General features: G+C 49.9%; 21 protein-coding genes and 1 tRNA gene. 2 read left to right on the forward strand and 20 right to left on the reverse strand.

Annotation, left to right across the window (positions count from 1 at the left end; all coding sequences use genetic code 11):
• Positions 1-46: 46 nt before the first annotated feature.
• The 18 genes from AAC007_RS02605 to AAC007_RS02690 form a co-directional block, all read right to left on the reverse strand.
• Positions 47-131: transfer RNA gene (locus AAC007_RS02605), tRNA-Leu, on the reverse strand.
• 185 nt (positions 132-316) lie between these two features.
• Positions 317-1,492, reverse strand: a complete 1,176-nt coding sequence (gene fadA, locus AAC007_RS02610) for an acetyl-CoA C-acyltransferase FadA (protein WP_295877616.1) — start codon at positions 1,490-1,492, stop codon at positions 317-319.
• A gap of 18 nt (positions 1,493-1,510) precedes the next feature.
• The gene (fadB, locus tag AAC007_RS02615; protein WP_339674516.1) at positions 1,511-3,658 is read right to left on the reverse strand and encodes a fatty acid oxidation complex subunit alpha FadB; all 2,148 of its coding nucleotides are present in this window, start codon (positions 3,656-3,658) and stop codon (positions 1,511-1,513) included.
• 117 nt (positions 3,659-3,775) lie between these two features.
• Entirely contained in the window at positions 3,776-4,945 is a 1,170-nt protein-coding gene (locus AAC007_RS02620) for a beta-N-acetylglucosaminidase domain-containing protein (protein ID WP_339674517.1), read from the reverse strand.
• Complete coding sequence (gene gcvT, locus AAC007_RS02625) at positions 4,872-5,990, reverse strand: glycine cleavage system aminomethyltransferase GcvT (RefSeq protein ID WP_339674518.1); 1,119 nt, start codon at positions 5,988-5,990, stop codon at positions 4,872-4,874. The genes AAC007_RS02620 and gcvT overlap by 74 nt, the downstream gene beginning before the upstream one ends.
• A 44-nt stretch (positions 5,991-6,034) precedes the next feature.
• Positions 6,035-6,811 (reverse strand): TatD family hydrolase, encoded by a 777-nt coding sequence (locus AAC007_RS02630; protein WP_295877612.1) that lies wholly within the window; start codon positions 6,809-6,811, stop codon positions 6,035-6,037.
• 57 nt (positions 6,812-6,868) lie between these two features.
• On the reverse strand, positions 6,869-7,219 hold the full coding sequence (locus AAC007_RS02635) for a PilZ domain-containing protein (protein ID WP_219041480.1): 351 nt from the start codon (positions 7,217-7,219) through the stop codon (positions 6,869-6,871).
• A 60-nt stretch (positions 7,220-7,279) separates the two neighbouring features.
• Positions 7,280-8,269, reverse strand: a complete 990-nt coding sequence (locus AAC007_RS02640; protein WP_339674520.1) for a DNA polymerase III subunit delta' — start codon at positions 8,267-8,269, stop codon at positions 7,280-7,282.
• Complete coding sequence (gene tmk, locus AAC007_RS02645) at positions 8,262-8,942, reverse strand: dTMP kinase (protein ID WP_339674522.1); 681 nt, start codon at positions 8,940-8,942, stop codon at positions 8,262-8,264. The genes AAC007_RS02640 and tmk overlap by 8 nt, the downstream gene beginning before the upstream one ends.
• Entirely contained in the window at positions 8,943-10,013 is a 1,071-nt protein-coding gene (gene mltG, locus AAC007_RS02650) for an endolytic transglycosylase MltG (RefSeq protein WP_339674524.1), read from the reverse strand.
• Positions 9,991-10,818, reverse strand: coding sequence for an aminodeoxychorismate lyase (pabC, locus tag AAC007_RS02655; RefSeq protein ID WP_339674525.1), 828 nt, complete (start codon positions 10,816-10,818; stop codon positions 9,991-9,993). The genes mltG and pabC overlap by 23 nt, the downstream gene beginning before the upstream one ends.
• Positions 10,818-12,062, reverse strand: coding sequence for a beta-ketoacyl-ACP synthase II (gene fabF / locus AAC007_RS02660; protein WP_295877607.1), 1,245 nt, complete (start codon positions 12,060-12,062; stop codon positions 10,818-10,820). Before fabF ends, pabC begins: the two co-directional genes overlap by 1 nt.
• A 135-nt stretch (positions 12,063-12,197) precedes the next feature.
• Positions 12,198-12,434, reverse strand: a complete 237-nt coding sequence (gene acpP / locus AAC007_RS02665) for an acyl carrier protein (RefSeq protein ID WP_103684682.1) — start codon at positions 12,432-12,434, stop codon at positions 12,198-12,200.
• Positions 12,435-12,645: 211 nt separating this feature from the next.
• Positions 12,646-13,383: a 3-oxoacyl-ACP reductase FabG gene (gene fabG / locus AAC007_RS02670; RefSeq protein ID WP_339674526.1), complete on the reverse strand. Its 738-nt coding sequence runs from the start codon at positions 13,381-13,383 to the stop codon at positions 12,646-12,648.
• Positions 13,384-13,422: 39 nt separating this feature from the next.
• A complete protein-coding gene (gene fabD, locus AAC007_RS02675; protein WP_339674527.1) occupies positions 13,423-14,364 on the reverse strand; it encodes an ACP S-malonyltransferase in 942 nt (313 codons plus the stop codon).
• Positions 14,365-14,391: 27 nt separating this feature from the next.
• Positions 14,392-15,405, reverse strand: coding sequence for a phosphate acyltransferase PlsX (plsX, locus tag AAC007_RS02680; RefSeq protein ID WP_339674528.1), 1,014 nt, complete (start codon positions 15,403-15,405; stop codon positions 14,392-14,394).
• A gap of 8 nt (positions 15,406-15,413) precedes the next feature.
• A complete protein-coding gene (gene rpmF / locus AAC007_RS02685) occupies positions 15,414-15,593 on the reverse strand; it encodes a 50S ribosomal protein L32 (RefSeq protein WP_103684678.1) in 180 nt (59 codons plus the stop codon).
• Between the two features lie 26 nt (positions 15,594-15,619).
• The gene (locus AAC007_RS02690; protein ID WP_103684677.1) at positions 15,620-16,141 is read right to left on the reverse strand and encodes a YceD family protein; all 522 of its coding nucleotides are present in this window, start codon (positions 16,139-16,141) and stop codon (positions 15,620-15,622) included.
• 142 nt (positions 16,142-16,283) lie between these two features.
• Between AAC007_RS02690 and AAC007_RS02695 the strand changes: the two genes are divergently transcribed.
• Positions 16,284-16,883 carry a Maf family protein gene (locus AAC007_RS02695; protein WP_339674529.1) on the forward strand — a complete coding sequence of 200 codons (600 nt, stop codon included), beginning with the start codon at positions 16,284-16,286 and terminating at the stop codon, positions 16,881-16,883.
• Here the strand turns inward: AAC007_RS02695 and AAC007_RS02700 are convergent.
• Together AAC007_RS02700 and rluC are read right to left on the reverse strand one after the other, a co-directional pair.
• Positions 16,876-17,532 (reverse strand): HAD-IA family hydrolase, encoded by a 657-nt coding sequence (locus AAC007_RS02700; RefSeq protein WP_339674530.1) that lies wholly within the window; start codon positions 17,530-17,532, stop codon positions 16,876-16,878. The two genes, AAC007_RS02695 and AAC007_RS02700, sit on opposite strands and share 8 nt — an antisense overlap.
• Complete coding sequence (rluC, locus tag AAC007_RS02705; RefSeq protein WP_339674532.1) at positions 17,532-18,485, reverse strand: 23S rRNA pseudouridine(955/2504/2580) synthase RluC; 954 nt, start codon at positions 18,483-18,485, stop codon at positions 17,532-17,534. Before rluC ends, AAC007_RS02700 begins: the two co-directional genes overlap by 1 nt.
• 535 nt (positions 18,486-19,020) lie before the next feature.
• Here rluC and rne point away from each other — a divergent pair.
• Entirely contained in the window at positions 19,021-21,828 is a 2,808-nt protein-coding gene (gene rne, locus AAC007_RS02710; protein WP_339674533.1) for a ribonuclease E, read from the forward strand.
• Positions 21,829-21,863: the final 35 nt, after the last annotated feature.

Raw genomic sequence — 21,863 nt, forward strand, 5'->3', positions numbered from 1 at the left:
TGGCCACTATATCGTTAAAGCGGCCATTTAAAAGAATTCTATGAAATGGTGCGGATGGAGAGACTCGAACTCTCACGCCTTGCGGCACCAGAACCTAAATCTGGCGTGTATACCAATTTCACCACATCCGCATACTTGTAAAACCGTCTTAAGGTATTGAATTATCACGGTTTACAAATGATATCGCAGAACCATGGCTCCGCGAGGAACGAGATTGTGCCACAGCACATGGGCGCGATCAAGCAGACCAGCAAACAATTATTGTTAAAGGCCGCTATTGTATAAATCTCGAGCAATAGCAGCCCTTAACAGGGTATTACACCCGCTCAATAATTGTACTAATGCCCTGCCCCATGCCAATGCACATTGTCGCAAGACCAACCGAGGTGTCGCGTTGCTCCATCACATTGATCAAAGTCGTAACAATACGCGTACCGGAGCAACCAAATGGATGACCAAGTGCTATAGCGCCACCATTGAGGTTTACCTTGTCTTCCATCTTATCTAAAAGCTTAAGGTCTTTGAGTACAGGCAGTGCCTGTGCTGCGAAAGCTTCATTTAACTCGACTGTTTCGATATCGTCCATGCTCATACCGAGACGTTTGAGCGCTTTTTGGGTAGATGGCACTGGTCCATAGCCCATAATCGACGGATCGACACCAGCGACGGCCATGCCGGTGACTTTTGCGCGAGGAGTCAAGCCTAAGTCCATCGCACGCTGGCCCGACATCATGATCATTGCGGAGGCGCCATCTGCAATTTGTGAACTCGTGCCCGCAGTAACGGTACCGTTGCGCGGATCAAACGCTGGACGCAGCTGGGCAAGACTTTCGAGTGTGGTTTCTGGACGAATAGTGGTGTCATTCTTAACCAGAATCTTACGGCCATCATCACCGTGCCCTTCGATGGCAATAATTTCTCGCTCGAAGCGGCCATTAGCCCTCGCGTCAGCAGCTAACATATGCGAGCGCAAACCGAACTCATCTTGCTGCTCACGGCCAATTCCGTGCATCATCGCCAATGCCTCGGCGGTCATTCCCATCATACCGGCGGCGCGGGCAACATATTTGCTGGCCTGTGGATTGGGGTCGACACCATGATTCATCGCCAAATGGCCCATGTGTTCAACACCACCCACCATAAACGTGTCGCCGTAGCCGCTCATGATGGCCTGTGCTGCAGTGTGCAATGCCGACATAGAGGAGCCACACAAACGGCTTACCGTTTGCCCAGCTACTTCATGCGGAAGTTTGGTCATCACAGAAATCATGCGCGCAATGTTCCAACCCTGCTCATTGGTCTGGTTAACACAGCCCCAAATCACATCTTCGAATAAAGCGGGATCAATGCCGGGATTACGCGCTAGAAGACTATCGATTAAAGATGCAGACATATTTTCTGCCCGCACATTTCTATACACACCGTTTTTTGAACGCCCCATTGGAGTACGGGCGCAATCGACGATTACTACATCATTTGCTTTAAAAGTCATGGTTATATCTCCGCCCGATTATTTGAAAAACGTAGTGCCATTGTTCGCCATTTGGCGAAGGCTTTCAGTTGGTTGGTATAGCGGCCCAAGATCCGCGTAGCGATCTGCCATTTCACAGAAGGCTTTAGCACCCATCTGATCGATGAAACGCAGTGCGCCGCCACGGAATACGGGGAAACCAATACCCATCACCAAGCCCATATCAGCATCAGCGGGATCACGTAAGATACCTTCATCTATACAGCGTACTGTTTCAATGCACATCGGGATCATCATGCGTGCAATGATATCGTCGTCAGACAATGTCACGGCAGCTTGCTTAGCAGACTCTGCCATAGAGAGCGCAGTGTCATCTTCGCATTTTTTAGGCTTGCCTTTGGCATCCTCTTCGTAGCGGTAGAAACCGATGCCGTTTTTCTGACCGTAGCGCTTGGCCTCAAACATCATTTGCGAAATGCCGGTAAAATCGTGACGCATACGATCAGGGAAACCTTCGGCCATAACTTCTGCGGCGTGGTAACCCGTGTCGATACCGACTACATCCATCAAATAAGCAGGCCCCATCGGCATGCCGAAACCTTCCATGACCTTATCGACTTTACGGAAATCCGCACCGTCGCGGACTAACATGTCAAAACCGGCAAAATACGGGAATAAAACGCGGTTCACATAGAAGCCAGGGCAGTCGTTTACTACGATGGGAGTCTTGCCCATTTGCAGCGCGTATTTTACAACCTTTGCTACCGTACTATCGCTGGTCTTCTCACCGCGAATAACCTCGACCAAGGGCATAGCGTGCACTGGGTTGAAGAAGTGCATTCCACAGAAATTCTCCGGCCTTTCAAGTGCTTCCGCAAGATAAGTAATGGAAATTGTGGAAGTGTTTGACGCCAAGACCGCATCGTTGCGAATGTGCTTTTCAGTTTCCGCCAGCACTGCCCGCTTCACTTTGGGGTTCTCGACTACGGCTTCGACAATAACGTCTGCTTTATCAAAGCCATCGTAATTCAAGGAGGGGCGAATACTGTTTAATACCGCGGACATTTTATCCGCCGTCATACGACCGCGCGACACACGTTTAGCAAGCAGCTTGCCAGCTTCCTTCATACCGAGCTCTAGACCAGCGTCAGCAATATCCTTCATCAATATAGGCGTGCCCTTGTACGCCGATTGATAGGCGATACCACCGCCCATGATGCCCGCACCCAAAACCGCGGCCTGCTTAATATCGCCGCCAGTTTTTGCAAAACCGCGAGCCGCCTTGCTAACAGCCTGCTCACTTAAAAACAAACCGACTAATGCTGCGGACTGCGGCGTGCGAACGAGCTTGATAAAATGATCAATCTCAACCTCAATTGCCTCCGCACGCCCTAGACCCGCATTGCGCTCCATAGACTTTGCAGCGGTCAATGGTGCCGGCATATTTCGTCCAGCTTGCTGTGCAACCATTGCCTTACCGGTGGTGAAAGACATCATGCGTTCGATATCATTTAGCTTTACTGGCGACGTTTTCTCGGTCCGACGCGCTTGGTAGTCAAACTCGCCGGCGATTGCATTTTTAAGCAAGTCTAGCGACGCTTCATGCAGTACGTCCGGCGCAACAACCGCATCTACACCGCCATCTTTAAGAGCTGCATCTGGTTTTTGCTGATTACCCGTTGCAACCCAAAGCATTGCATTGTCGCAACCAATCACTCGCGGCAACCTTACCGTGCCACCGAAACCAGGGTTTATTCCCAACTTCACCTCGGGCAAACCCACAATCGCGGCAGATGACATGACTCGAAAATCACAGGCTAAACACATTTCAAATCCGCCGCCCAGTGCCACACCATTAATAGCGGCAACGGTAGGGACCGGCAGATCCTCAAAAGCATTAAATATATCGTTGGCCTTGCTCGCCCACTCACGCAAATCAGCATCTGGTAGTTTAAACAGCTCGGTAAACTCAGTAATGTCAGCGCCTACGATAAACACCGATTTACCGCTGGTCACTAGTACACCTTTCAAACTCGCCTCAGCAGCTAGAGCTGTAGTGGCTTCACCTAACTCCTCTAGAGTCAGCCGATTAAATTTATTTACTGAGTCGCCTTCCAGGTCGAAACACAGTTCCGCAATACCATCATCCAGGTACTTTGCAGTTAACGCCTTGCCTTGATAAATCATTTTTGTTCCTCAAAGTGAGTGGTGGCGGCGGCATTTGCCATACTTTCATGTTTACCATGTAAACATTGGGTGCTAAAACTACCGTATTACTAAAATCTTGGCAAGCGCCGCAATCAATTAATCAGTTAAACACGCAGGGTCAAATTGATAACCCTCAGTTAGCCAATCGCAAACCTCTATCGCTACTGGATGCGTTATATTGCGATACTCATCCACTAGGCTAATTTTCTCCGCAGGCCCTATACCATCTAAGCCTTGCTGCTGGAAAAGTCTAGCATCTCGGGCAATTAACCTTGCCAATTCGTCCGGCAAAACAGCAATTGCTCGCTCGAAAGCAAGCGCAGGGTCGTAGTTGGATTTTGAAGTATAGACGTCTGCCAGCGTTGGCAAGACCAACGTGGACAAATGAAATTGATTCATTGGGTTTATCGCATGGCCGCGGCACCAGTCAACCATGTCCGGTGATCGCCCACTAAAGGGGGCCAGATGCAAAAACCGACTAGTTTTACGGCCATCATTAACGGGATAGTTATCCCAAATGAGTGGTTTTCTACCCAGCAGTATTGCAGCCCGCTGACAATCGTCGCCGGAATAGGTGTCGCTAATGACGCGATTCCCCGTCCACAATATATCAATATCTAGCCCGAGACCGGCATTTAAATCTTGAAAGTAATTTGCTGGACATGCCCCAAACAGCTCTTCGAGTATGGGATCAAAACTGTAATAGCTCGGGCACATGGCAAGTTGAGCATCGGGTAGCTGCTGCTGTATATCGCTGACTACCGCAACCTGATTCTCTGCCAGCCGTTTATTTCCAGCAGGCAAATCATCGAATAAAACCCATAAGATATCAGGCTTAACCATTTGTATTTCATTAATTTTATTTTTTAATTTCTTCCTTTCACTAACACCGTATTTCGCCTGCAAGCCGACCGGCGACAAGCCTAAGCCCCACGCGATATCCGCGGCATGACATGCCCTACACAGCTTTTCAAAATTGGCGAACTGCTCACTAGAAAAGGCATGCGACCATTTATGCCGTAAACTAGTATCGCCTTTCGGCGCATAGATATAGCTGCTGTATTGCCACTTTGCGAGCAGCTCTGGCAATGCGTAGCGCTGCTCCCAGCTCCACTGACGGCCGTAAAAACCTTCGATGATCGACGTCGTAAACGATTTGCGCACGTGACCTCTTTCGATTTTGCCCAGTAAATTATCCGCGATGATAGCGCTGCTCAACAAACGATGACTGCCGAACAATAACAGGCAACTGTTTGCCTCTGACACTGGCAAATAATTCCTGCCCTGAATCTAAGGCTGCCGTTGCCACATAAGCCATCACCACGGGCCGTCCAATACTTGGTCCAAAACCACCGCTGCTCACCCGGCCCAACACCTGGCCGTCACCATTAACGATTTCCGCCCCTTCACGAACCGGTGCCCTGCCCTCAACATCAAGTAGCACCCGTTTTTCAGATACGCCATTGGCGAGCTGATCGGCAATCACTTCCGCCCCAGGATATCCGCCGCTGCGCTCGCCATTGGGCCGCCTAATCTTAGAAATAGACCACAGCAAATTAGCGGTAATGGGGGTGATGGTGTCATCCATATCGTGGCCATATAAACATAGGCCCGCCTCAAGACGCAGCGAGTCGCGAGCGCCGAGGCCAATAAACTCAACCTCAGGCTGCGCCAATAAAATGCGCGCTAGTGAATCTGCATGTTCAGGCGCAACGGAAATCTCGAAGCCGTCTTCGCCGGTATAGCCCGAGCAACTAAGCCAACAGGGTATGCCTTCGATTGTGCAATCAGCGGTATCCATAAAAATCATATTTGCAGTAGCTGGCGCCAAACGCGAAAGGACGTCGCGTGCGCTCGGCCCCTGCAAGGCTAATAATCCATAATCTGCGAGCATATCCATTTCAATACTTGCGGGCAGATGTTCTCTCAACCACGCAAAATCTTGGTTTTTACAGGCCGCGTTTACAATGAGTAGAACGTAGTCACCACAATTTGCGAACATTAAATCGTCGAGAATACCGCCGCTGTCATTTGTGAGAAGACCATAGCGCTGTCGATTTAAAGGAAGCCCAAGTACATCCTGCGGCATCAATTTCTCTAGTTCGAGCGCCAAATTGGGCCCGCGCACACGAATTTGACCCATATGGGAGACATCGAATAAACCCGCGGCGCTCCGCACATGTAAGTGTTCTTTAAGTACGCCCATTGGATACTGTACCGGCATATCATAACCAGCAAAGGGCACCATTTTTGCCGAGAGCTCTCGGTGCAAACTATTCAAGGGGGTAGTCAATAAATTTTCTGTGCTCAATGCACTTCTCCTCGGCGGAATAAGCCTGCCGCAATTTCGTTAATTTACTTTGCTAAAGGGAAAAGCCGCTCAAAATTTTGAGTGGTGTACTGCAATACGTCCTGATAAGAAAGACCCTTGAGATCCGCCACACACTCGGCAACCTCTACCACGTACTTGGGTTCATTTTTCTTACCCCGATACGGCACCGGCGCCAAATATGGGGAATCAGTTTCCACCAGCAGCCGCTCTATGGGAACACGTCGCACTACCTCGCGGAGTTCCTCGGCATTCTTAAAGGTGATGATGCCCGAGAAGGAAATGTAGTAACCCATTTTTATCGCGGCTTCTGCCATCTCCCAAGATTCAGTAAAACAGTGCAGAACCCCTCCAACGTCAGGAGAACCATGTTCAGCAATTATCGCCAAAGTATCTTCGCGAGCATCGCGGGTATGAACGATGGTGGGCTTACCGCAGGAAGCAGATACTTGAAGATGTTGGGCAAAACTCCGCTGCTGATCGACTTTTCGCTCGCTACTGTAGTAATAATCTAACCCTGTTTCGCCAATAGCGACGACCTTCGGGTGATTCGCCAATTCCGCAAGGGTTTGTATTGAACAAATTTCGTCGCTGATATCGAGCGGATGCACGCCGACCGAGGCATAGATCTGCGGAAATCGCTCCGCAATCGCCACAACTGTTGGCGCATTGCCTAAATCAATTCCTATACACAACATCTTTGAAACGCCGCGCTCTGTTGCGGCTTGCACCGCTAAATCTAAGTCGCCGCCATAGGGTTTTAAGTCTATGCGGTCGAGATGACAATGGCTGTCTACGAGCATGGGATTTCCGTTTACAGTTTTTGTTTAACGACAGGCCGATGCCGGCCAGTTTTGCACTTACATGGTATGGGTGGGTTTATCCGACTCCATAATACCCGCTAGGTAGGACTCTATTTTTTTATTGGCGACGCCGTCACCGCCAATAAACTGTACGCCAATTCCAGCCGCACGATTACTTTGGGCACCACGCGGGGTGATCCAGACTACTTTTCCGGCAATGGGAAGTTTCTCGGGCTCATCCATCAGGGTCAAAAGCATAAATACCTCGTCCCCAACCTTATAAGGTTTAGTGGTTGGCACGAATAAGCCGCCATCGCGAATAAATGGCATATAGGCCGCGTATAACACCGCCTTGTCTCTGATGGTAAGGGACAAAATACCGTTACGTGCACCCTGCGCACCACTCATACACTCAACCCCAATAACCTAGACACTATGTCAAAAACACAAACTACTATAGCAATACAGCTATGATGCCGCACTACGCTTGCACAATGCCACCCATTCAAGAAACAGAGTTTCTAGAACAAGCTGCTTATTCAGCGCTACACCGCGGCTAAAACCTGAACGCAACTCCAAGCCCCGCTGCAAAGTCTGCATTACGAGATTTGCGGGCAAGTTTTTATAATTAGCCCAGCTTTTAGCAAGCAATGGCACTCCCGCAAGTTGGTGACGCGACAACTCCATCAATCGCGAGCACCACCAATCGAGAACCTGCAATATATCCTTATCCTTTAACTCTAGCGCAACTTGCAAGGCCGTTTTTCCGCCATCCAGCAGTGCCGACATCGCCGCATCAAAACTTTCACGCACCGCCAAACCATCTTCATCAAATGTTTGCCTCGCCGCCAAGGGACGCCCCCCCGCCTCTAGAAGCAATTTTTTACTCAGCTCAGCATCGCCAACATAGTCACGTAACCAGGACTCCGCGAGTGAAGAATCTGGAATACCAAACCGTAATTGCACGCAGCGCGATCTTATCGTTGGCAAGAGTTGACTGCTAGTGTGACTAATCAAAATCAAAATTGTACCTGAATTAGGCTCTTCCAAGGTTTTTAGCAGGGCATTTGCCGTATACACATTCATCGCTTCCGCAGGATGAATAACCACGATTTTTCTGCCTTTATCACGATGAGCGTGTTGCGCAGAAAAACTCTGCAAGTCCCGAACCTGATCGATACCAATTTGGCGTTTGCCCTCGTCTGGACAAATTTCACGATAGTCAGGGTTGCTAGCGTCAATTTGAAAATGGCAGCTACGGCATTGGCCGCAAGCGCCTACTTGACTAGGCGATTCACACAATAGAAACCCGGCAAGGGCTTTAGCAAAACGAAGCTTGCCTATCGAATCCGGCCCCGCCAAAAGGAGCGCATGAGGCAGGCGGCCAGACTCAATCAAGCGCTGCAAGTCATGCCATTGATTCATTTGCCAAGAATAGGCAAGCAGTGGTTCAGCCATGTCGGCCGTCCAGATTTACCTTGTCAGAGGCAGCTTTGTGACTATCAATTTGCAAGCTCAACGCCTTGGCGATACTGTCCTGAACAACTTGCAAATCAGTGCTGGCGTCCACTACTACAAACCGATCCGGCTCCTGCGCAACACGCTCCAAGTATGCCCCGCGTACCTTTTCAAAGAAGACCTGTTTCTCCTGCTCAAAACGGTCAAGTGCGCCGCGAGCGCCCGCTCTGGCCATACCCACATCGACAGGGGCATCGAGCAACAGCGTACAATCTGGTCTTAAGCCGCCCTGCACCAAGTCCTGTAACTGGCCGATAACCGCGGTCGACAATCCACGACCACCGCCCTGATAAGCGAATGTCGCATCAGTAAAGCGATCACAAAGCACCCAGATGCCCTTGGCCAAATTCGGCTCAATAAGTGACTGTAGATGCTGAGCACGAGCGGCAAAAACCAATAACAACTCGGTAAGTTCGCACATTGGCTCCTCTCTGGGCACAACCAACACATTGCGAATTTCTTCTGCCAAGGCAGTGCCGCCGGGCTCTCTTGTTACAATGTGCTCAATGCCAGCTGAACTAAGTAACCCTTGAATAAACGCGATATTCGTTGATTTACCTACCCCCTCAGTGCCCTCAACAGTAATAAAACGGCCTCTCACTTGCTCAGTCATTTATTTCTCCGAGATCGGTGGCGCAGAACGGTAGTTGGTTTTGCGTTGACTCAGTTGATAACGCTTAACGGCCGCTTCATGCTCTTGGAGTGTGGCTGAAAAAGCGTGCGTACCATCACCTTTGGCAACGAAGAAGATGGCATCGCCATCGGCGGGATGTAACGCAGCATGAATTGCCTCCCTGCCGGCTAAGGCTATCGGAGTTGGCGGCAAACCTTGCTGCTTGTAGGTGTTGTAAATATTATTTTCGTCACGTAAATGCGAGCCGCGCAGATTCCCTTTATAGACATCACCCAAGCCGTAAATTACGGTCGGATCCGTTTGCAAGCGCATCCCCATGCGCAATCTGCGTACAAATACACCAGCTATTTGCCCCCGCTCCTCAGGTACACCGGTTTCTTTTTCAATAATGGACGCCATGACCAAGGCTTCATAAGCATTTTCATAGGGTAGTCCAGCCTCGCGCGCCTCCCACTCTTCATTCAGTACAAACTGGAGGCGCTTATATGCACGTAGCAGTATATTGCTTGGCTGATCATTGAGGTGATAATCGTAGGTATCCGGAAAAAACAGGCCTTCCGGCAGTGTTGCAAGTGGCTCATCTACACCAAGCGTCTTCCATAAACTTGAATCATTTGTTAGTACTTGTTTCACCAGTAACTCTTGGCTCTCTAAATACAAGAGTACCTGCGCCACCGTCCATCCCTCGAGAAGCGTTAATTGATGCCGAACAACATCTCCAGCGCGCATCATCGCCAAAGTTTCTGCTAACGTCACTCCCTTCTCAAAGCGATATTCGCCCGCTTTTATTTCCGCTGCGGCAGGGTTGAGTCGGCCGTATAGCTTTAATACCCGCGGCTGCTTAAGCCAGCCCAATCCTTGAAGCTGATTTACCATCGCTGAAAAGCCGGTGCCCGGCGCCAGAACAAACACCGCGGTTGGCTCTGTGAGGCGTAGCTCACGATTTAAATAGGTATTGAGATACCAGGTTGCCGCTAACACCGTCAGTATAAGTGGAAATAGAACCGCCAGTGCGGCCTTAAAAAGTTTATAGATAGAAATAGGTATCAAACTCCCGCTGTAGTAGGCGGCTTATTGGGCCAATTTGCATATGCGCGCATTCAACTTTGCTAATTGGCCATATTCCGAAAAGGCTATTGCAAACAAAGGCTTCCTCTGCACCGCACAAAACTGAAACACCTAACTCTTTTATGCGGGTCTCAAGCCCCAAGGCATTGGCATGCTTTAAAACACGCTGACGCATAATGCCGTCTACGCCACAACGACTCAAGGACGGTGTAAGCAAAATACCGTCAACAACCACAAATAAGTTGCTGCGGCTGCCCTCTACAACCAAGCCCCTCTCTGTCATCAACCCTTCATGGAAACCGCGGCGATGTATCTCTTCAGCCGCCAAGACTTGTTCCAAGCGATTTAAGTGCTTGATACCGGCCAGCTTGGGCTGGGATGAGAGCTGGGTTTGGCAAACTGCCACGGCAATTCCGTCATCCCAAAACAGTCGATTTTGGGTATAAGCAGCAATGCTAACGATGCGCTCTGAACGTGCCGCGTGAGGAGTGTAACCCCGCATACTCGCGCCGCGAGTAATTACGATTTTAAGCGCCGCCACCGGCTTGGAAAAATCGGCCAATAAGCGAGCGCAATCTCGCTTTAATTCCGCGATATCACAGGGGATATTTAGTTGTTTTGCCCCACTGACTAGTCGCGCAAGATGGTCGTCCAGCCAAAGCGGACGAAAATCGCGCACAAGAATGGTCTCAAAAAGGCCATCCCCATAGGCTAAGCCTCGATTACTGACGGAGACATCTTCGCAAAACTGGCCATTTATCAGCGTTAAATCTGCGCCCTTCGTCATCAATTTTGCAATTGACCAAATAGCAGGCTGCCATTGGTGCCGCCGAAACCAAAGGAATTTGACAATACGTAGGCAAGATTGCGCTGTTGCGCAGTATTGGGAACGTAATTTAGCGTACACGCGTCGTCGGGTTCGTCTAAATTTATCGTCGGCGGCGCCACTTGGTCGCGAAGCGCCAATATCGAAAATATCGCTTCTACCGCACCCGCCGCACCTAACAAATGACCAACCATAGACTTAGTAGAGCTCACAGCCACTTTAGCGGCTGCCGCCCCAAGTAATTGCTCAATCGCCTTACTTTCGGCAACATCACCAGCGACCGTTGACGTACCGTGGGCATTAATATAATCAATTTTTTCGGCATTTAGACCGGCATCATTGAGTGCATTTTGCATAGCAGCTTGAGCACCACGCCCATCTTCTGGTGGTGATGTCATATGAAACGCATCGCAACTCATACCAAATCCTAGCAACTCTGCGTGAATCTCGGCACCGCGACGTTTTGCAAACTCATACTCTTCCAAAACCAGCATGCCGGCACCATCACCCAAGACAAAGCCGTCTCGCTGCTTATCCCAAGGCCGGCTGGCAGCTTGCGGATCATCGTTGCGGGTCGACATCGCACGCGCCGCTGCAAAACCGCCAAGGCCAACGGGCGTAGTCGCCATTTCTGCACCACCAACCAACATGGCGTCAGCATCTCCATAAGCGATCATTCTGGCCGCCATGCCGATATTGTGCGTACCCGTTGTGCAGGCGGTAGCTATGGCAATACTGGGGCCCTGTAAATTGTGTTTAATCGCTAATACCCCAGCTACCATATTAATAATGGCACCCGGTACGGTGAAGGGGGATAATTTTCGCGGACCGCTTTTATCTATAATTGTTCGGCTACTTTCTATTAAGCCTATCCCACCAATACCCGAACCGATAGCAGTGCCAATACGCTGAGCATTGGATTCGGTTACTTCAAGACCAGAATCAGACAGCGCCTGCTCTGCAGCGGCAACGCCGTAGTGAATAAATGGGTCAAAGCGCTTCGCTTCTTTCGCGGCCATATAGTCGGCAACATCGAAATTTTTAATAGCACCACCAATACGGGTGGTAAATTCAGACACGTCAAAGCGATCGATCAATGCGATACCGCTTTTCCCCGCCAATACATTTTGCCAGGTCTCTGCCACCGAGTTTCCGAGCGGGCTAATCATACCCATACCGGTGACGACTACTCTTCTTTTAGTCATGAACCACTCCCGAGCTTATTTTTACGCGCATTATACGTAATTTTTACTCTACAGATGTGTACGTACAGGCATAAAAAAAGCCGCCCTACATTACATAGAAACGGCTTTTTAAACGGCTAGGCCGCTACATACTGCTTACTGAAGGTTTTCTTTGATGTAATCAATAGCTAAACGAACAGTTGTGATTTTCTCAGCTTCTTCATCAGGAATCTCTGTTTCGAATTCCTCTTCCAGAGCCATTACCAGCTCAACCGTATCCAGAGAATCTGCGCCCAGGTCTTCTACGAATGATGCAGACTCTGACACATCTTCTTCCTTAACACCTAGTTGCTCTGCAACAATCTTTTTGACGCGCTCTTCAATGCTACTCATGGTCGTTGGTGACTCCTAATTAAAATTAAAATTTTGGGCCTGCTCTTTACTTTGCCAAGGTACAAAACCTTAAGTAAAAGCGCAGCCGCCGAAATCGTGTTTCATACTGCCTGCACTTGGGCGCTCATTCTACCGCGACTAACGTCGCTTGTGCATAGCAAAATATGAAAAATTCACATTCAGATAGGAAAAATCCTTCCTGAACATATGTTTACGCCATATACATGCCGCCATTCACATGTATAGTTTCGCCCGTTACGTACGCTGCGGCATCGCTAACCAAAAACGCAACAACACCTGCGATTTCTTCTGGGCTACCAAGACGCTGCAGCGGAATCTGATTTTTTAGCGCGTCACGCTGATCATCGCCCAATTTTTTAGTCATATCGGTATCGATAAAACCAGGCGCCACGCCATTTACAGTAATACCGCGCGAGCCAATTTCACGCGCCAAGGCACGGGTAAACCCGTCCATACCCGCCTTTGCAGCGGCATAGTTAGCCTGCCCCGCATTACCCATGGCACCGACTACTGAGCTTATATTTACAATACGGCCCCAGCGCGCTTTGGTCATACCGCGCAAGCAGGCCTTGCTTAAGCGATACAGAGAATTCAAATTGGTGTCGATAACGTCATACCATTCGTCATCTTTCATGCGCAGCATGATGTTGTCTTTGGTTATACCGGCATTATTAATCAATACCGATGGTGCACCGTACTGTTCGCCAATAGCCTTAACCACGGTGTCCACTGACTCAGAGTCGGCAACATTCAACATCATACCCACGCCTTCAACGCCAGACGCTTTAAAATGCGCGCTAATAGCGTCGGCGCCATTTTGCGAGGTGGCAGTACCAACCACCGTATACCCCAATTTTCCGACGGCAATCGCAATGGCCTGCCCTATTCCACGGCTAGCGCCGGTTACTAATGCAATTTTTGCAGTCATGCCAAACTCCTTAACAATTTTATTTTCCCAAACAACAAATTAGGCGATAGATTCCAATGCGACGCTCAGGCTTTCCGGAGAATCAATATTGCTGCAATTCAGCGTTTTGTTAATGCGCTTATTCAAGCCACTAAGCACTTTGCCTGGCCCGCACTCGATTGTGTGGGTAATTCCCGCAGCAAGCATGGTCTCCACACAATCAACCCATTTAACTGCACTGTAAATTTGCTCCACTAGCAGAGCCTTAATCACCGCTGGATCAGATTCGGTTTTGCCATGCACATTGTGCACAACAGGAATGTTAGGTTGTTGCACGGTTATATCGGCCAGTGCCAAGGCCAATTTATCGCCCGCAGGACGCATCAAAGACGTATGGAACGGTGCGCTTACAGGTAGCGGCATGGCACGTTTGGCGCCTGCAGCCTTCAGTAGTTCTATCGCCTGATCAACGGCGGCTACCTGCCCAGCAATGACCACCTGCCCTGGCGAGTTAAAATTCACCGCCTCAACCACCCCAGTGCTAGACGCCTGAGCGCAAATCTCGACAATCTGCGCATCTTCCAAGCCCAATACCGCAGCCATCGCACCCTCACCTACCGGTACCGCCGTTTGCATATATTGACCACGCGCGCGCACCAAGCGAACCGCATCAGCAAAATTTAAGGCACCGGCACACACCAGCGCCGAAAACTCACCTAAGCTGTGCCCCGCCAATAACGAAGGCCGCAATCCACCCTGCTCGCACCACAAGCGCCACACCGCAACACTCGCGGTTAACAAAACTGGCTGGGTGGTTTCGGTAAGATTAAGCTGGCCTTGCTCACCGTTCTGAATCAAGTCCCACATATCGTAAGCAAGCGCTTCCGACGCCTCGGCAAACGTGTCTTTAATTACACTAAATGACTCACCTAGTTCGGCCAGCATACCGACTTTCTGAGAACCCTGACCTGGAAAAACCAGTGCAAGCTGCTGAGTATCCATTATGTCTTCCTTTTTAACGTCGAGTTATTAAGATTCAGTTGCGTGTAATTGGCTAGCAATAGCCTGCGTCAAATCACCGCGAACCGCACGCGCAGCTTGGTGAATTGCTGCCTCAAAGCTTTTCACACTAGAGCCGCCATGACTTTTTATGACCACGCCATTTAAGCCTAATAAAGCAGCACCATTGTAACGCTCAGGATTAATGTCTTTTTGAAAGGTATTTAATACCGGCTTAACCACCAGCGCCGCCAGTCTGCCATACAGGCTTTTCATAAATGTTTCTTTTAATTGACCGCGTATAAAATTAGCCGTGCCCTCACAAACTTTAAGAGCAACATTACCGGTGAATCCATCGCACACCATAACGTCGATATCTTCAGAAAAAATATCGTTCCCTTCGGCAAAGCCAATGTAATTGAGGCGGGAATCGGCAGATATCAGCTCGGCCGCTTCTTTTACAACAGACGTGCCTTTGATTAACTCCGCACCGACATTTAATAAAGCCAAGCGCGGCGCATCGCGCCCATCTAATGCATTCGATAGCGCCGCTCCCATCACCGCAAACTGGTATAAATGTTCGGCATCACACTCAATATTCGCGCCCAAATCGAGCATGAGGGTATAACCATTTTTAGCGGGAACCGGCGCACAAATAGCCGGGCGACGAACACCCGGCAAACGATCCAAAATAATACACCCCATCGCCACTAACGCACCGGTATTACCTGCGCTGACAACACCTGCAACATTGCCGTCGCGAAGGAGTTCAAGGGCGCGGTACATAGAGGATTGTTTTTTGTATCTAAGGGCTTTAGAGGGCAGATCGTCCATGGCCACAACATCGGGGCTATGGCAAATTGACAGTCTCGCGCTGTCGTAATTGCTAGCAAGGAGAGCTGATCGAATGGCGGCTTCATCACCGACCAAACAAATATGAAGGGCTGAATTTTGATTCAGCGCATTGAGCGAGGCAGAAATAGATGAGCGAAGACCGTGGTCTCCGCTCATTGCATCAACGGCTAATCGCAGCTGCGATGCCACGCAAATATTTAGTCGTCTTTACCAGCAACAACTTTGCGGCCGCGGAAAAATCCGTCCGCAGTCACATTGTGACGAAGATGCTTTTCGCCGCTAGTCTGATCAACAGACAGAGTTGCACCAGTCAGTGCATCATGTGAACGACGCTGACCGCGACGTGAACGGGTCACTTTACTTTTTTGAACAGCCATGGCCTAAAAATTCCTCGTACTAAAGATTAATCGCGGGGCTTTAATTGCCCCAATATAGCAAACGGCTTATCACCTTCCTCTACGTCTTGAACAACCTCAACCGGTTCGGGCTCAGGTATAAATTCGCGACACTCTTCATCATGAAAACTGACAAAGGGAGTATTTATGATTAACTCTTCTTGCAACAAATCAGCGAGCACTAGACTTTCCTCTTCCAAAATCAAAGGATCCAATGATTTTGGCAGCGCCTTGGCCTGCTCATCCGTCCACACGATAGCTAAATTAAATTCAGCTTCAATGCATATAGGCATCGGGTTTAAACAGCGCTGACAAATAACTTCAACCTGCGCAACCGCGTTACCTTGTATGCACTTAAACCCCTGCTCGTCTCGAAAAAAACGCAAATCAACGTCTACCGAGCCGCTGTTATTGGCGAGACCGGCAACGAAAAGATCGAGGCCATCAACTTGTCGATAAGCATGAATCTCCATGCCAGACGCAACAAATTTACGAGCATCAACAAACTTGGGCAGGGGCTGTCTTTGCATAGGCGCGCAATCATAGGGACTTCGCAGTCTATTGTCAAAGCAAAAACACCCGTATTATTGGGGGCTTAGGGCTAAAAAGCACTACACCTTGTGTTCACGACTAAAATTCGGCCCACGCCCAACAAACAGGACACCGCCTCCAATGCAAACCGGCACCCAAGCTCAACCATCATTAATTTTAGCGTCAGGCTCCCAATATCGGCAAAAACTACTACAGCAAATCGGTTTAGACCCACTTTGTATCTCCCCCGATATAGACGAGACGCCTCACCCAGGTGAAAGCGCTGGAGAGCTAGCAAGCCGATTAAGCATAGAAAAAGCGCACAAAATCGCAGAAAACCACGGCAATGCTATTATTATCGCCGGCGACCAAGTATGTGATGCCGGCGGCGTCATGTTAGGCAAGCCCGGGGATGCCAATACCGCAAAGCAGCAACTGGCTTATTGCTCGGGCCGCGAAATTATCTTTCACACCGGAGTCTGCGTATTAAACTCCGCCACCAAGCACCTACAACACCGCACTGCAGAGGTATTTGTTCACTTCCGAAATCTGAGCAGCGAAGAAATTGACAGGTATATAAAGAAGGAGCCAGCCTTGGATTGCGCAGGCAGCTTTAAAATGGAGGGGCTGGGGATCAGCCTCTTTAAACACATTCGCAGCGACGACCCCAACGCCTTAATCGGCCTCCCCCTTATTACAGTCTGCGAATTTCTTAGAAACGAAGGGCTCTCTATTATTTAAAGGATCGCCTATGTCGTTCAATTTCTGGCAATAACTCGGAGAACTCATCAAGCACCGACAGCGGATCCCAACGCAATAACCGCTCTACGCTATGGGCACCATAAGAAACACCAATACGCGGCATGGCAATACGGCTTGCCATCTCCAGATCATATTCAGTATCACCAACCATTACCGCATCAGCGGGGTTCACTGAACGCTCAGCGCATAACTCGCGAAGCATTAAGGGATCTGGCTTAGACGCAGTTTCATCGGCACAGCGGCTAGCACTGAATAGCGCACAGATATCTAAATTAGCAAATACTCGATCCAAGCCTCGGCGACTTTTCCCTGTCGCCACACACAAATCGTGTCCAGCATCTTTTAGGGCATGTAGCGTTTCGGTCACACCGGGGAATAGCTGGCACGGTCTACGATCAGCCTCGATACAGCAACGCACATAATGCCCGCGCATCTCCTCCACCCCCTGCGTATCTAGCTCAGGATAAAGATAGGCAATGGCCAAGCTTAGCTCCAAACCAATTATATTTCGTATCTCGTCAGCACTACGCTCCGAAACTCCGAAATCCCTCGCCCCTTGCTGCATGCAAAATACGATCTTATTACTAGAATCTAAAATCGTACCATCCCAATCAAAAATTATATGCATTACAGCTCACTACCACCTATTTCTAATATTTTTTCTAGGTCGGACGGCAAAGGTGCCTGGACGTTAATTCGCCGCCCATCTAAAGTAAAAGCCAAAGAGTGCGCATGAAGAAATAAGCGCTTCAAGCCCAATTGCTTAAAATTCGCGTTTGCCCCGTCGTCGCCGTATTTCTCATCACCAAGGATTGGATAACCGGCGTACTGACAGTGAACTCTAATCTGGTGCGTCCTACCCGAGACAGGACGCGCCTCAACCAAGGTTGCACCAGATATACGACTTATTACGGTGTATTCGGTCAGCGACTTTTTACCTTCCAACTCAACCCGCACCATCCGTTCACCGGAGTTCAGCACATTCTTTTGAAGTGGCGCATTCACCTGCTGCTTTCTCATCGGCCATTTACCCGCGACCAAAGCCAAATAGCGCTTATCAACCCCCTTGCGGGCTTTTAGCAATTCATGGAGCTGCTTTAAAACGCTGCGCTTTTTTGCCACCATCACGCAACCGGAGGTATCGCGATCTAGACGATGAACCAATTCCAAGCTGCGCTGCTCAGGATACATTTGCCGCAGCGCTTCTATTAAACCCAGCGAAATACCGCTGCCACCATGAACCGCAAGCCCCGACGGCTTATTAATAACGATTAAGCCCTCATCTTCGTACAAAATAGCGGATCGCAGATTTGAATCTAAGCCTCCCGGCACCACAACCCCTTCGCGAACAGCTACCCTTACCGGCGGAACCCGCACCACATCGCCGAAAGCCAATTTTTGATCAGGCTTTACTCTAGCCTTATTTAACCTGACCTCCCCGCGCCTTAAAAGGTTATAAATCCGTGACTTAGGGACGCCTTTTAATTCTCGCATTAAGAAGTTATCGATACGCTGACCCGCATAATCAGCCTCGACAGTCACCAAGCGCACAGTCGGATTGATGACAGTTTCTGGACTCACTTACACTCCCGTAACTCATTGAGTTAGTTATTGAATACTGATATAGTCGCCCGGTAGCTACCGGGTCCGGTTCCCGCCACAGCATGGCTGTGACGTGAGGGAAGACCGCCGGCCATCTACTAAGGCAAAGACCGCGATTAAAACGCATAGCCTTATTTCCATCAGTGAATAGCAGTGTACCGGCGGCATTCTAACGCAGTGTCGGTACATTAATTAATAGTACTGCCGATATTTGTTTACACCACGGCTGTGAAAGAACTCTGAGAAAGCGACGTAAAGAACGTTACCAATACTGGCGTAGCAGATAAGCGCCCAACAGTAATAGATGAAAGACGCCCAGCGCGGGGTCATAAAGATATAGACCCTAGCGAACTGGAATATAAAGGCCAGGTTACAGGCCAAAACTGATGTACCCGTGCAAAGCAGCATAAACTACTGCCGCACCCACAAGGTAATGCAGCGCACATCAGAACGCTTAAAGATGCTCGATCGCACGAGTGGCGCGACAAATCCCGGCTTTTGGGATTTTTAGCTCATGAAAAGAATGCTTATAAACGCAACTCAGCCAGAAGAGTTGCGCGTTGCCCTCGTAGACGGCCAACGCTTATTTGATCTGGATATAGAAAACCGTACTCGCGTACAGAAAAAAGCCAATGTCTACAAAGGCACCATCACCCGCGTAGAACCCAGCCTAGAAGCGGCTTTTGTCGATTTTGGCGCCGAGCGCCACGGCTTCCTTCCCCTTAAAGAAATCTCTAAAGAATACTTCTACCGCAATCCTTCCGATGTCAGCGGCCGCGCCAAGATCAAAGATTTGGTCAAGGAAGGCACCCAAGTCATCGTCCAGGTTGAAAAAGAAGAACGCGGCAATAAAGGCGCGGCCTTAACAACATTTATCAGCCTCGCCGGCCGCTATATGGTGCTAATGCCAAACAACCCGCGCGCTGGAGGCATTTCTCGTCGAATTGAAGGCGACGAGCGCAGTGAACTGCGCGACGCACTCAGCTCAATCAACATCCCAGACTCCATGGGCGTTATCGTCCGCACAGCCGGTGTAGGCCGCAGTTCAGAAGAACTACAGTGGGATTTAGACTACCTCCTCCACCTTTGGTCTGCCATTAAACAGGCCTCAGAAGAGCGCAAAGCACCTATTCTGATCCTACAAGAAAGCAATGTTATTATTCGCGCCATTCGCGACTATTTACGCGACGATATAGACCAAGTTTTGATAGATGCGGAAGAATCTTTTAACGAGGCCATGCATTTTGTCGAACAAGTCATGCCGCACTTTAAAAACAAGATTCGCCTGTATAAAGATCAAGTCCCCCTATTCAATCGCTACCAAATTGAAAGCCAGATCGAATCTGCATTTCAACGCGAAGTGCAACTGCCGTCAGGCGGTTCGATCGTTATCGACCCGACGGAAGCCCTAGTTTCAATCGACATCAACTCTGCCCGCGCAACCAAGGGCGGCGATATCGAAGAAACTGCACTGCAAACAAACCTTGAAGCGGCCGACGAAATCGCCCGCCAGCTTCGCCTACGCGATATCGGTGGATTGATTGTTGTCGATTTCATCGACATGCTGGCTGCCAAAAACCAACGCGAAGTCGAAAATCGCGTACGCGATGCCATGGAGCCAGACCGCGCCCGCATTCAAATCGGCCGTATTTCGCGCTTCGGCTTGCTCGAAATGTCTCGTCAACGCCTTCGCCCTTCACTCGGTGAAACGAGCGCAAAGGTTTGTCCACGTTGCAGTGGCCAAGGCACTATTCGCGATACCAACTCATTGGCACTGTCGATTCTTCGCCTAGTTGAAGAAGAGGCCAATAAAGAGAAAAGCGCCGAAATTCGCGTTATCGTCCCCGTCAATGTTGCGTCATATTTATTAAATGAAAAGCGTACAGCGATATATGATGTAGAGCAGCGCAGCGGTGTCCGCGTAGTCGTGATCCCAACCCCCGCACTAGATACACCGCATTTTGAAGTAATGCGTTTACGCGAAAGCGATATTGGCGACGAAAAAGAAATCAGCTACAAAATTGTTTCCGAAATGGAAGCTCAGGCAGAAGCGCTGGATGAAGTTACCTCAAGCGCGCCGATAGCAGCGGCCGTTGTTCGCACCTTAGCCCCCAAAGGCCCAGTACCTGTGGCAGCGGCAAGTAGCGAAAAAACGCAAGTAGAAAGCAAAAGCACAACAGAAAGTAGCGAAGGCTTCTTTAGCAAATTAGCCAAGTCACTGAGCGGATTATTTAAAACCACGGAGCCTGAGCCGGAACCAGAGCCAACACCGGCGCCACGGCCTCGCAGCAGCAACAATAATCGCAGCAACAACCGTTCGGGTAACAGAAATAACAACCGTGGTGGCCGCAACCGCCGCAATCCAGATCAACGTGAGCGCGCACCCCGCGACGACAACCGAGTCACTGATAATCGCGGCAACAAGGCAGAAAGCATCCCTGCGCCTGAAACAGTGACTGGCACCGATGCAGCTAGCCCTGAGCAAAATCCGGCAACTGAGAATGGCAATCGCCCTAAACGCCGCCCAGGGAACCGCAAGCCGCGCAACTCTCAGGAGCGTAAGCGTACGCCCGCGCCAGTATCAGAAGAAAATTCAGCGACAGATCAAGCTAGCGCTGACAGCCAAGCTGTAGTCAGCGACACGCCCGCCACCGGCGAACAAGAAAACAAGAGGCCAAACCGCAACGCAAACCGCTCACGTGGCCAGGCAAATACCGACGCACGGGCTGAAGTTAGCGACGCTCCGGCAAGCTCACCTACCGGGACAAGCAACGCAACACCGACGGCTGAAGATACTAAGCCGGTAGAAAGCGTAAGCACAGATACGCCTGCGCCGACTGAAGCTAAAGTTAACGAAGTCGCAAAAGAGGACGCACCTGCAACTCAGCCCGCTGCTGAGTCGGAAGCACCTTCCGAGCCCCAAACGCCTTCAGAGCCGCAGGCAGCGGAAGAATCAACTGCAAGCCCAATAGCTGAAAACACAGCAACTGAGGAATCAGCAGCGATTGCCGTGGTAAAAGAAGAAACAGTCGCAGAAGCAGCTCCCGCCGGAGAAAAAGCACCTGTCGCCGAAGAAGCAAAAGCACCTGCGCCCAAACCTGCCCCTGCGAAAACGGCTGAGCCCGTGAGTACCGCTACGGTAGAAAAAGTGAAACCCGTTGGACGCGCAGCCAATGATCCGCGTATCGCACCGCAACCGGTTCAGAACTTACAGATTACCACTGCCAAGCCAACACCACCGGTACTTGATGCCGCCATTATGGCTCTGCCAGATCCAAGCCGTCCAAAATTACCACGGGCGGTTAACGATCCACGCAACTGAAGCCAGCACTCTTTAAAGGAGTAAACGTAAGCCCA

Origin of the sequence: uncultured Zhongshania sp., from assembly GCF_963975605.1 — a bacterium.
GTDB classification, from domain to species: domain Bacteria; phylum Pseudomonadota; class Gammaproteobacteria; order Pseudomonadales; family Spongiibacteraceae; genus Spongiibacter; species Spongiibacter aquimaris.

What these genes read in the sequence shown, in the direction of transcription:
- rne (WP_339674533.1), top strand. Translation starts at nt 19,021, where the DNA reads ATGAAAAGAATGCTTATAAACGCAACTCAGCCAGAAGAGTTGCGCGTT.
- pabC (WP_339674525.1), bottom strand. Translation starts at nt 10,818, where the DNA reads ATGACGAAGGGCGCAGATTTAACGCTGATAAATGGCCAGTTTTGCGAA.
- AAC007_RS02690 (WP_103684677.1), bottom strand. Translation starts at nt 16,141, where the DNA reads ATGCAAAGACAGCCCCTGCCCAAGTTTGTTGATGCTCGTAAATTTGTT.
- AAC007_RS02630 (WP_295877612.1), bottom strand. Translation starts at nt 6,811, where the DNA reads ATGCTCGTAGACAGCCATTGTCATCTCGACCGCATAGACTTAAAACCC.
- AAC007_RS02640 (WP_339674520.1), bottom strand. Translation starts at nt 8,269, where the DNA reads ATGGCTGAACCACTGCTTGCCTATTCTTGGCAAATGAATCAATGGCAT.
- AAC007_RS02695 (WP_339674529.1), top strand. Translation starts at nt 16,284, where the DNA reads ATGCAAACCGGCACCCAAGCTCAACCATCATTAATTTTAGCGTCAGGC.
- fabF (WP_295877607.1), bottom strand. Translation starts at nt 12,062, where the DNA reads ATGACTAAAAGAAGAGTAGTCGTCACCGGTATGGGTATGATTAGCCCG.
- fadB (WP_339674516.1), bottom strand. Translation starts at nt 3,658, where the DNA reads ATGATTTATCAAGGCAAGGCGTTAACTGCAAAGTACCTGGATGATGGT.
- fabD (WP_339674527.1), bottom strand. Translation starts at nt 14,364, where the DNA reads ATGGATACTCAGCAGCTTGCACTGGTTTTTCCAGGTCAGGGTTCTCAG.
- AAC007_RS02635 (WP_219041480.1), bottom strand. Translation starts at nt 7,219, where the DNA reads ATGAGTGGTGCGCAGGGTGCACGTAACGGTATTTTGTCCCTTACCATC.
- tmk (WP_339674522.1), bottom strand. Translation starts at nt 8,942, where the DNA reads ATGACTGAGCAAGTGAGAGGCCGTTTTATTACTGTTGAGGGCACTGAG.
- fadA (WP_295877616.1), bottom strand. Translation starts at nt 1,492, where the DNA reads ATGACTTTTAAAGCAAATGATGTAGTAATCGTCGATTGCGCCCGTACT.
- AAC007_RS02700 (WP_339674530.1), bottom strand. Translation starts at nt 17,532, where the DNA reads ATGCATATAATTTTTGATTGGGATGGTACGATTTTAGATTCTAGTAAT.
- fabG (WP_339674526.1), bottom strand. Translation starts at nt 13,383, where the DNA reads ATGACTGCAAAAATTGCATTAGTAACCGGCGCTAGCCGTGGAATAGGG.
- rpmF (WP_103684678.1), bottom strand. Translation starts at nt 15,593, where the DNA reads ATGGCTGTTCAAAAAAGTAAAGTGACCCGTTCACGTCGCGGTCAGCGT.
- acpP (WP_103684682.1), bottom strand. Translation starts at nt 12,434, where the DNA reads ATGAGTAGCATTGAAGAGCGCGTCAAAAAGATTGTTGCAGAGCAACTA.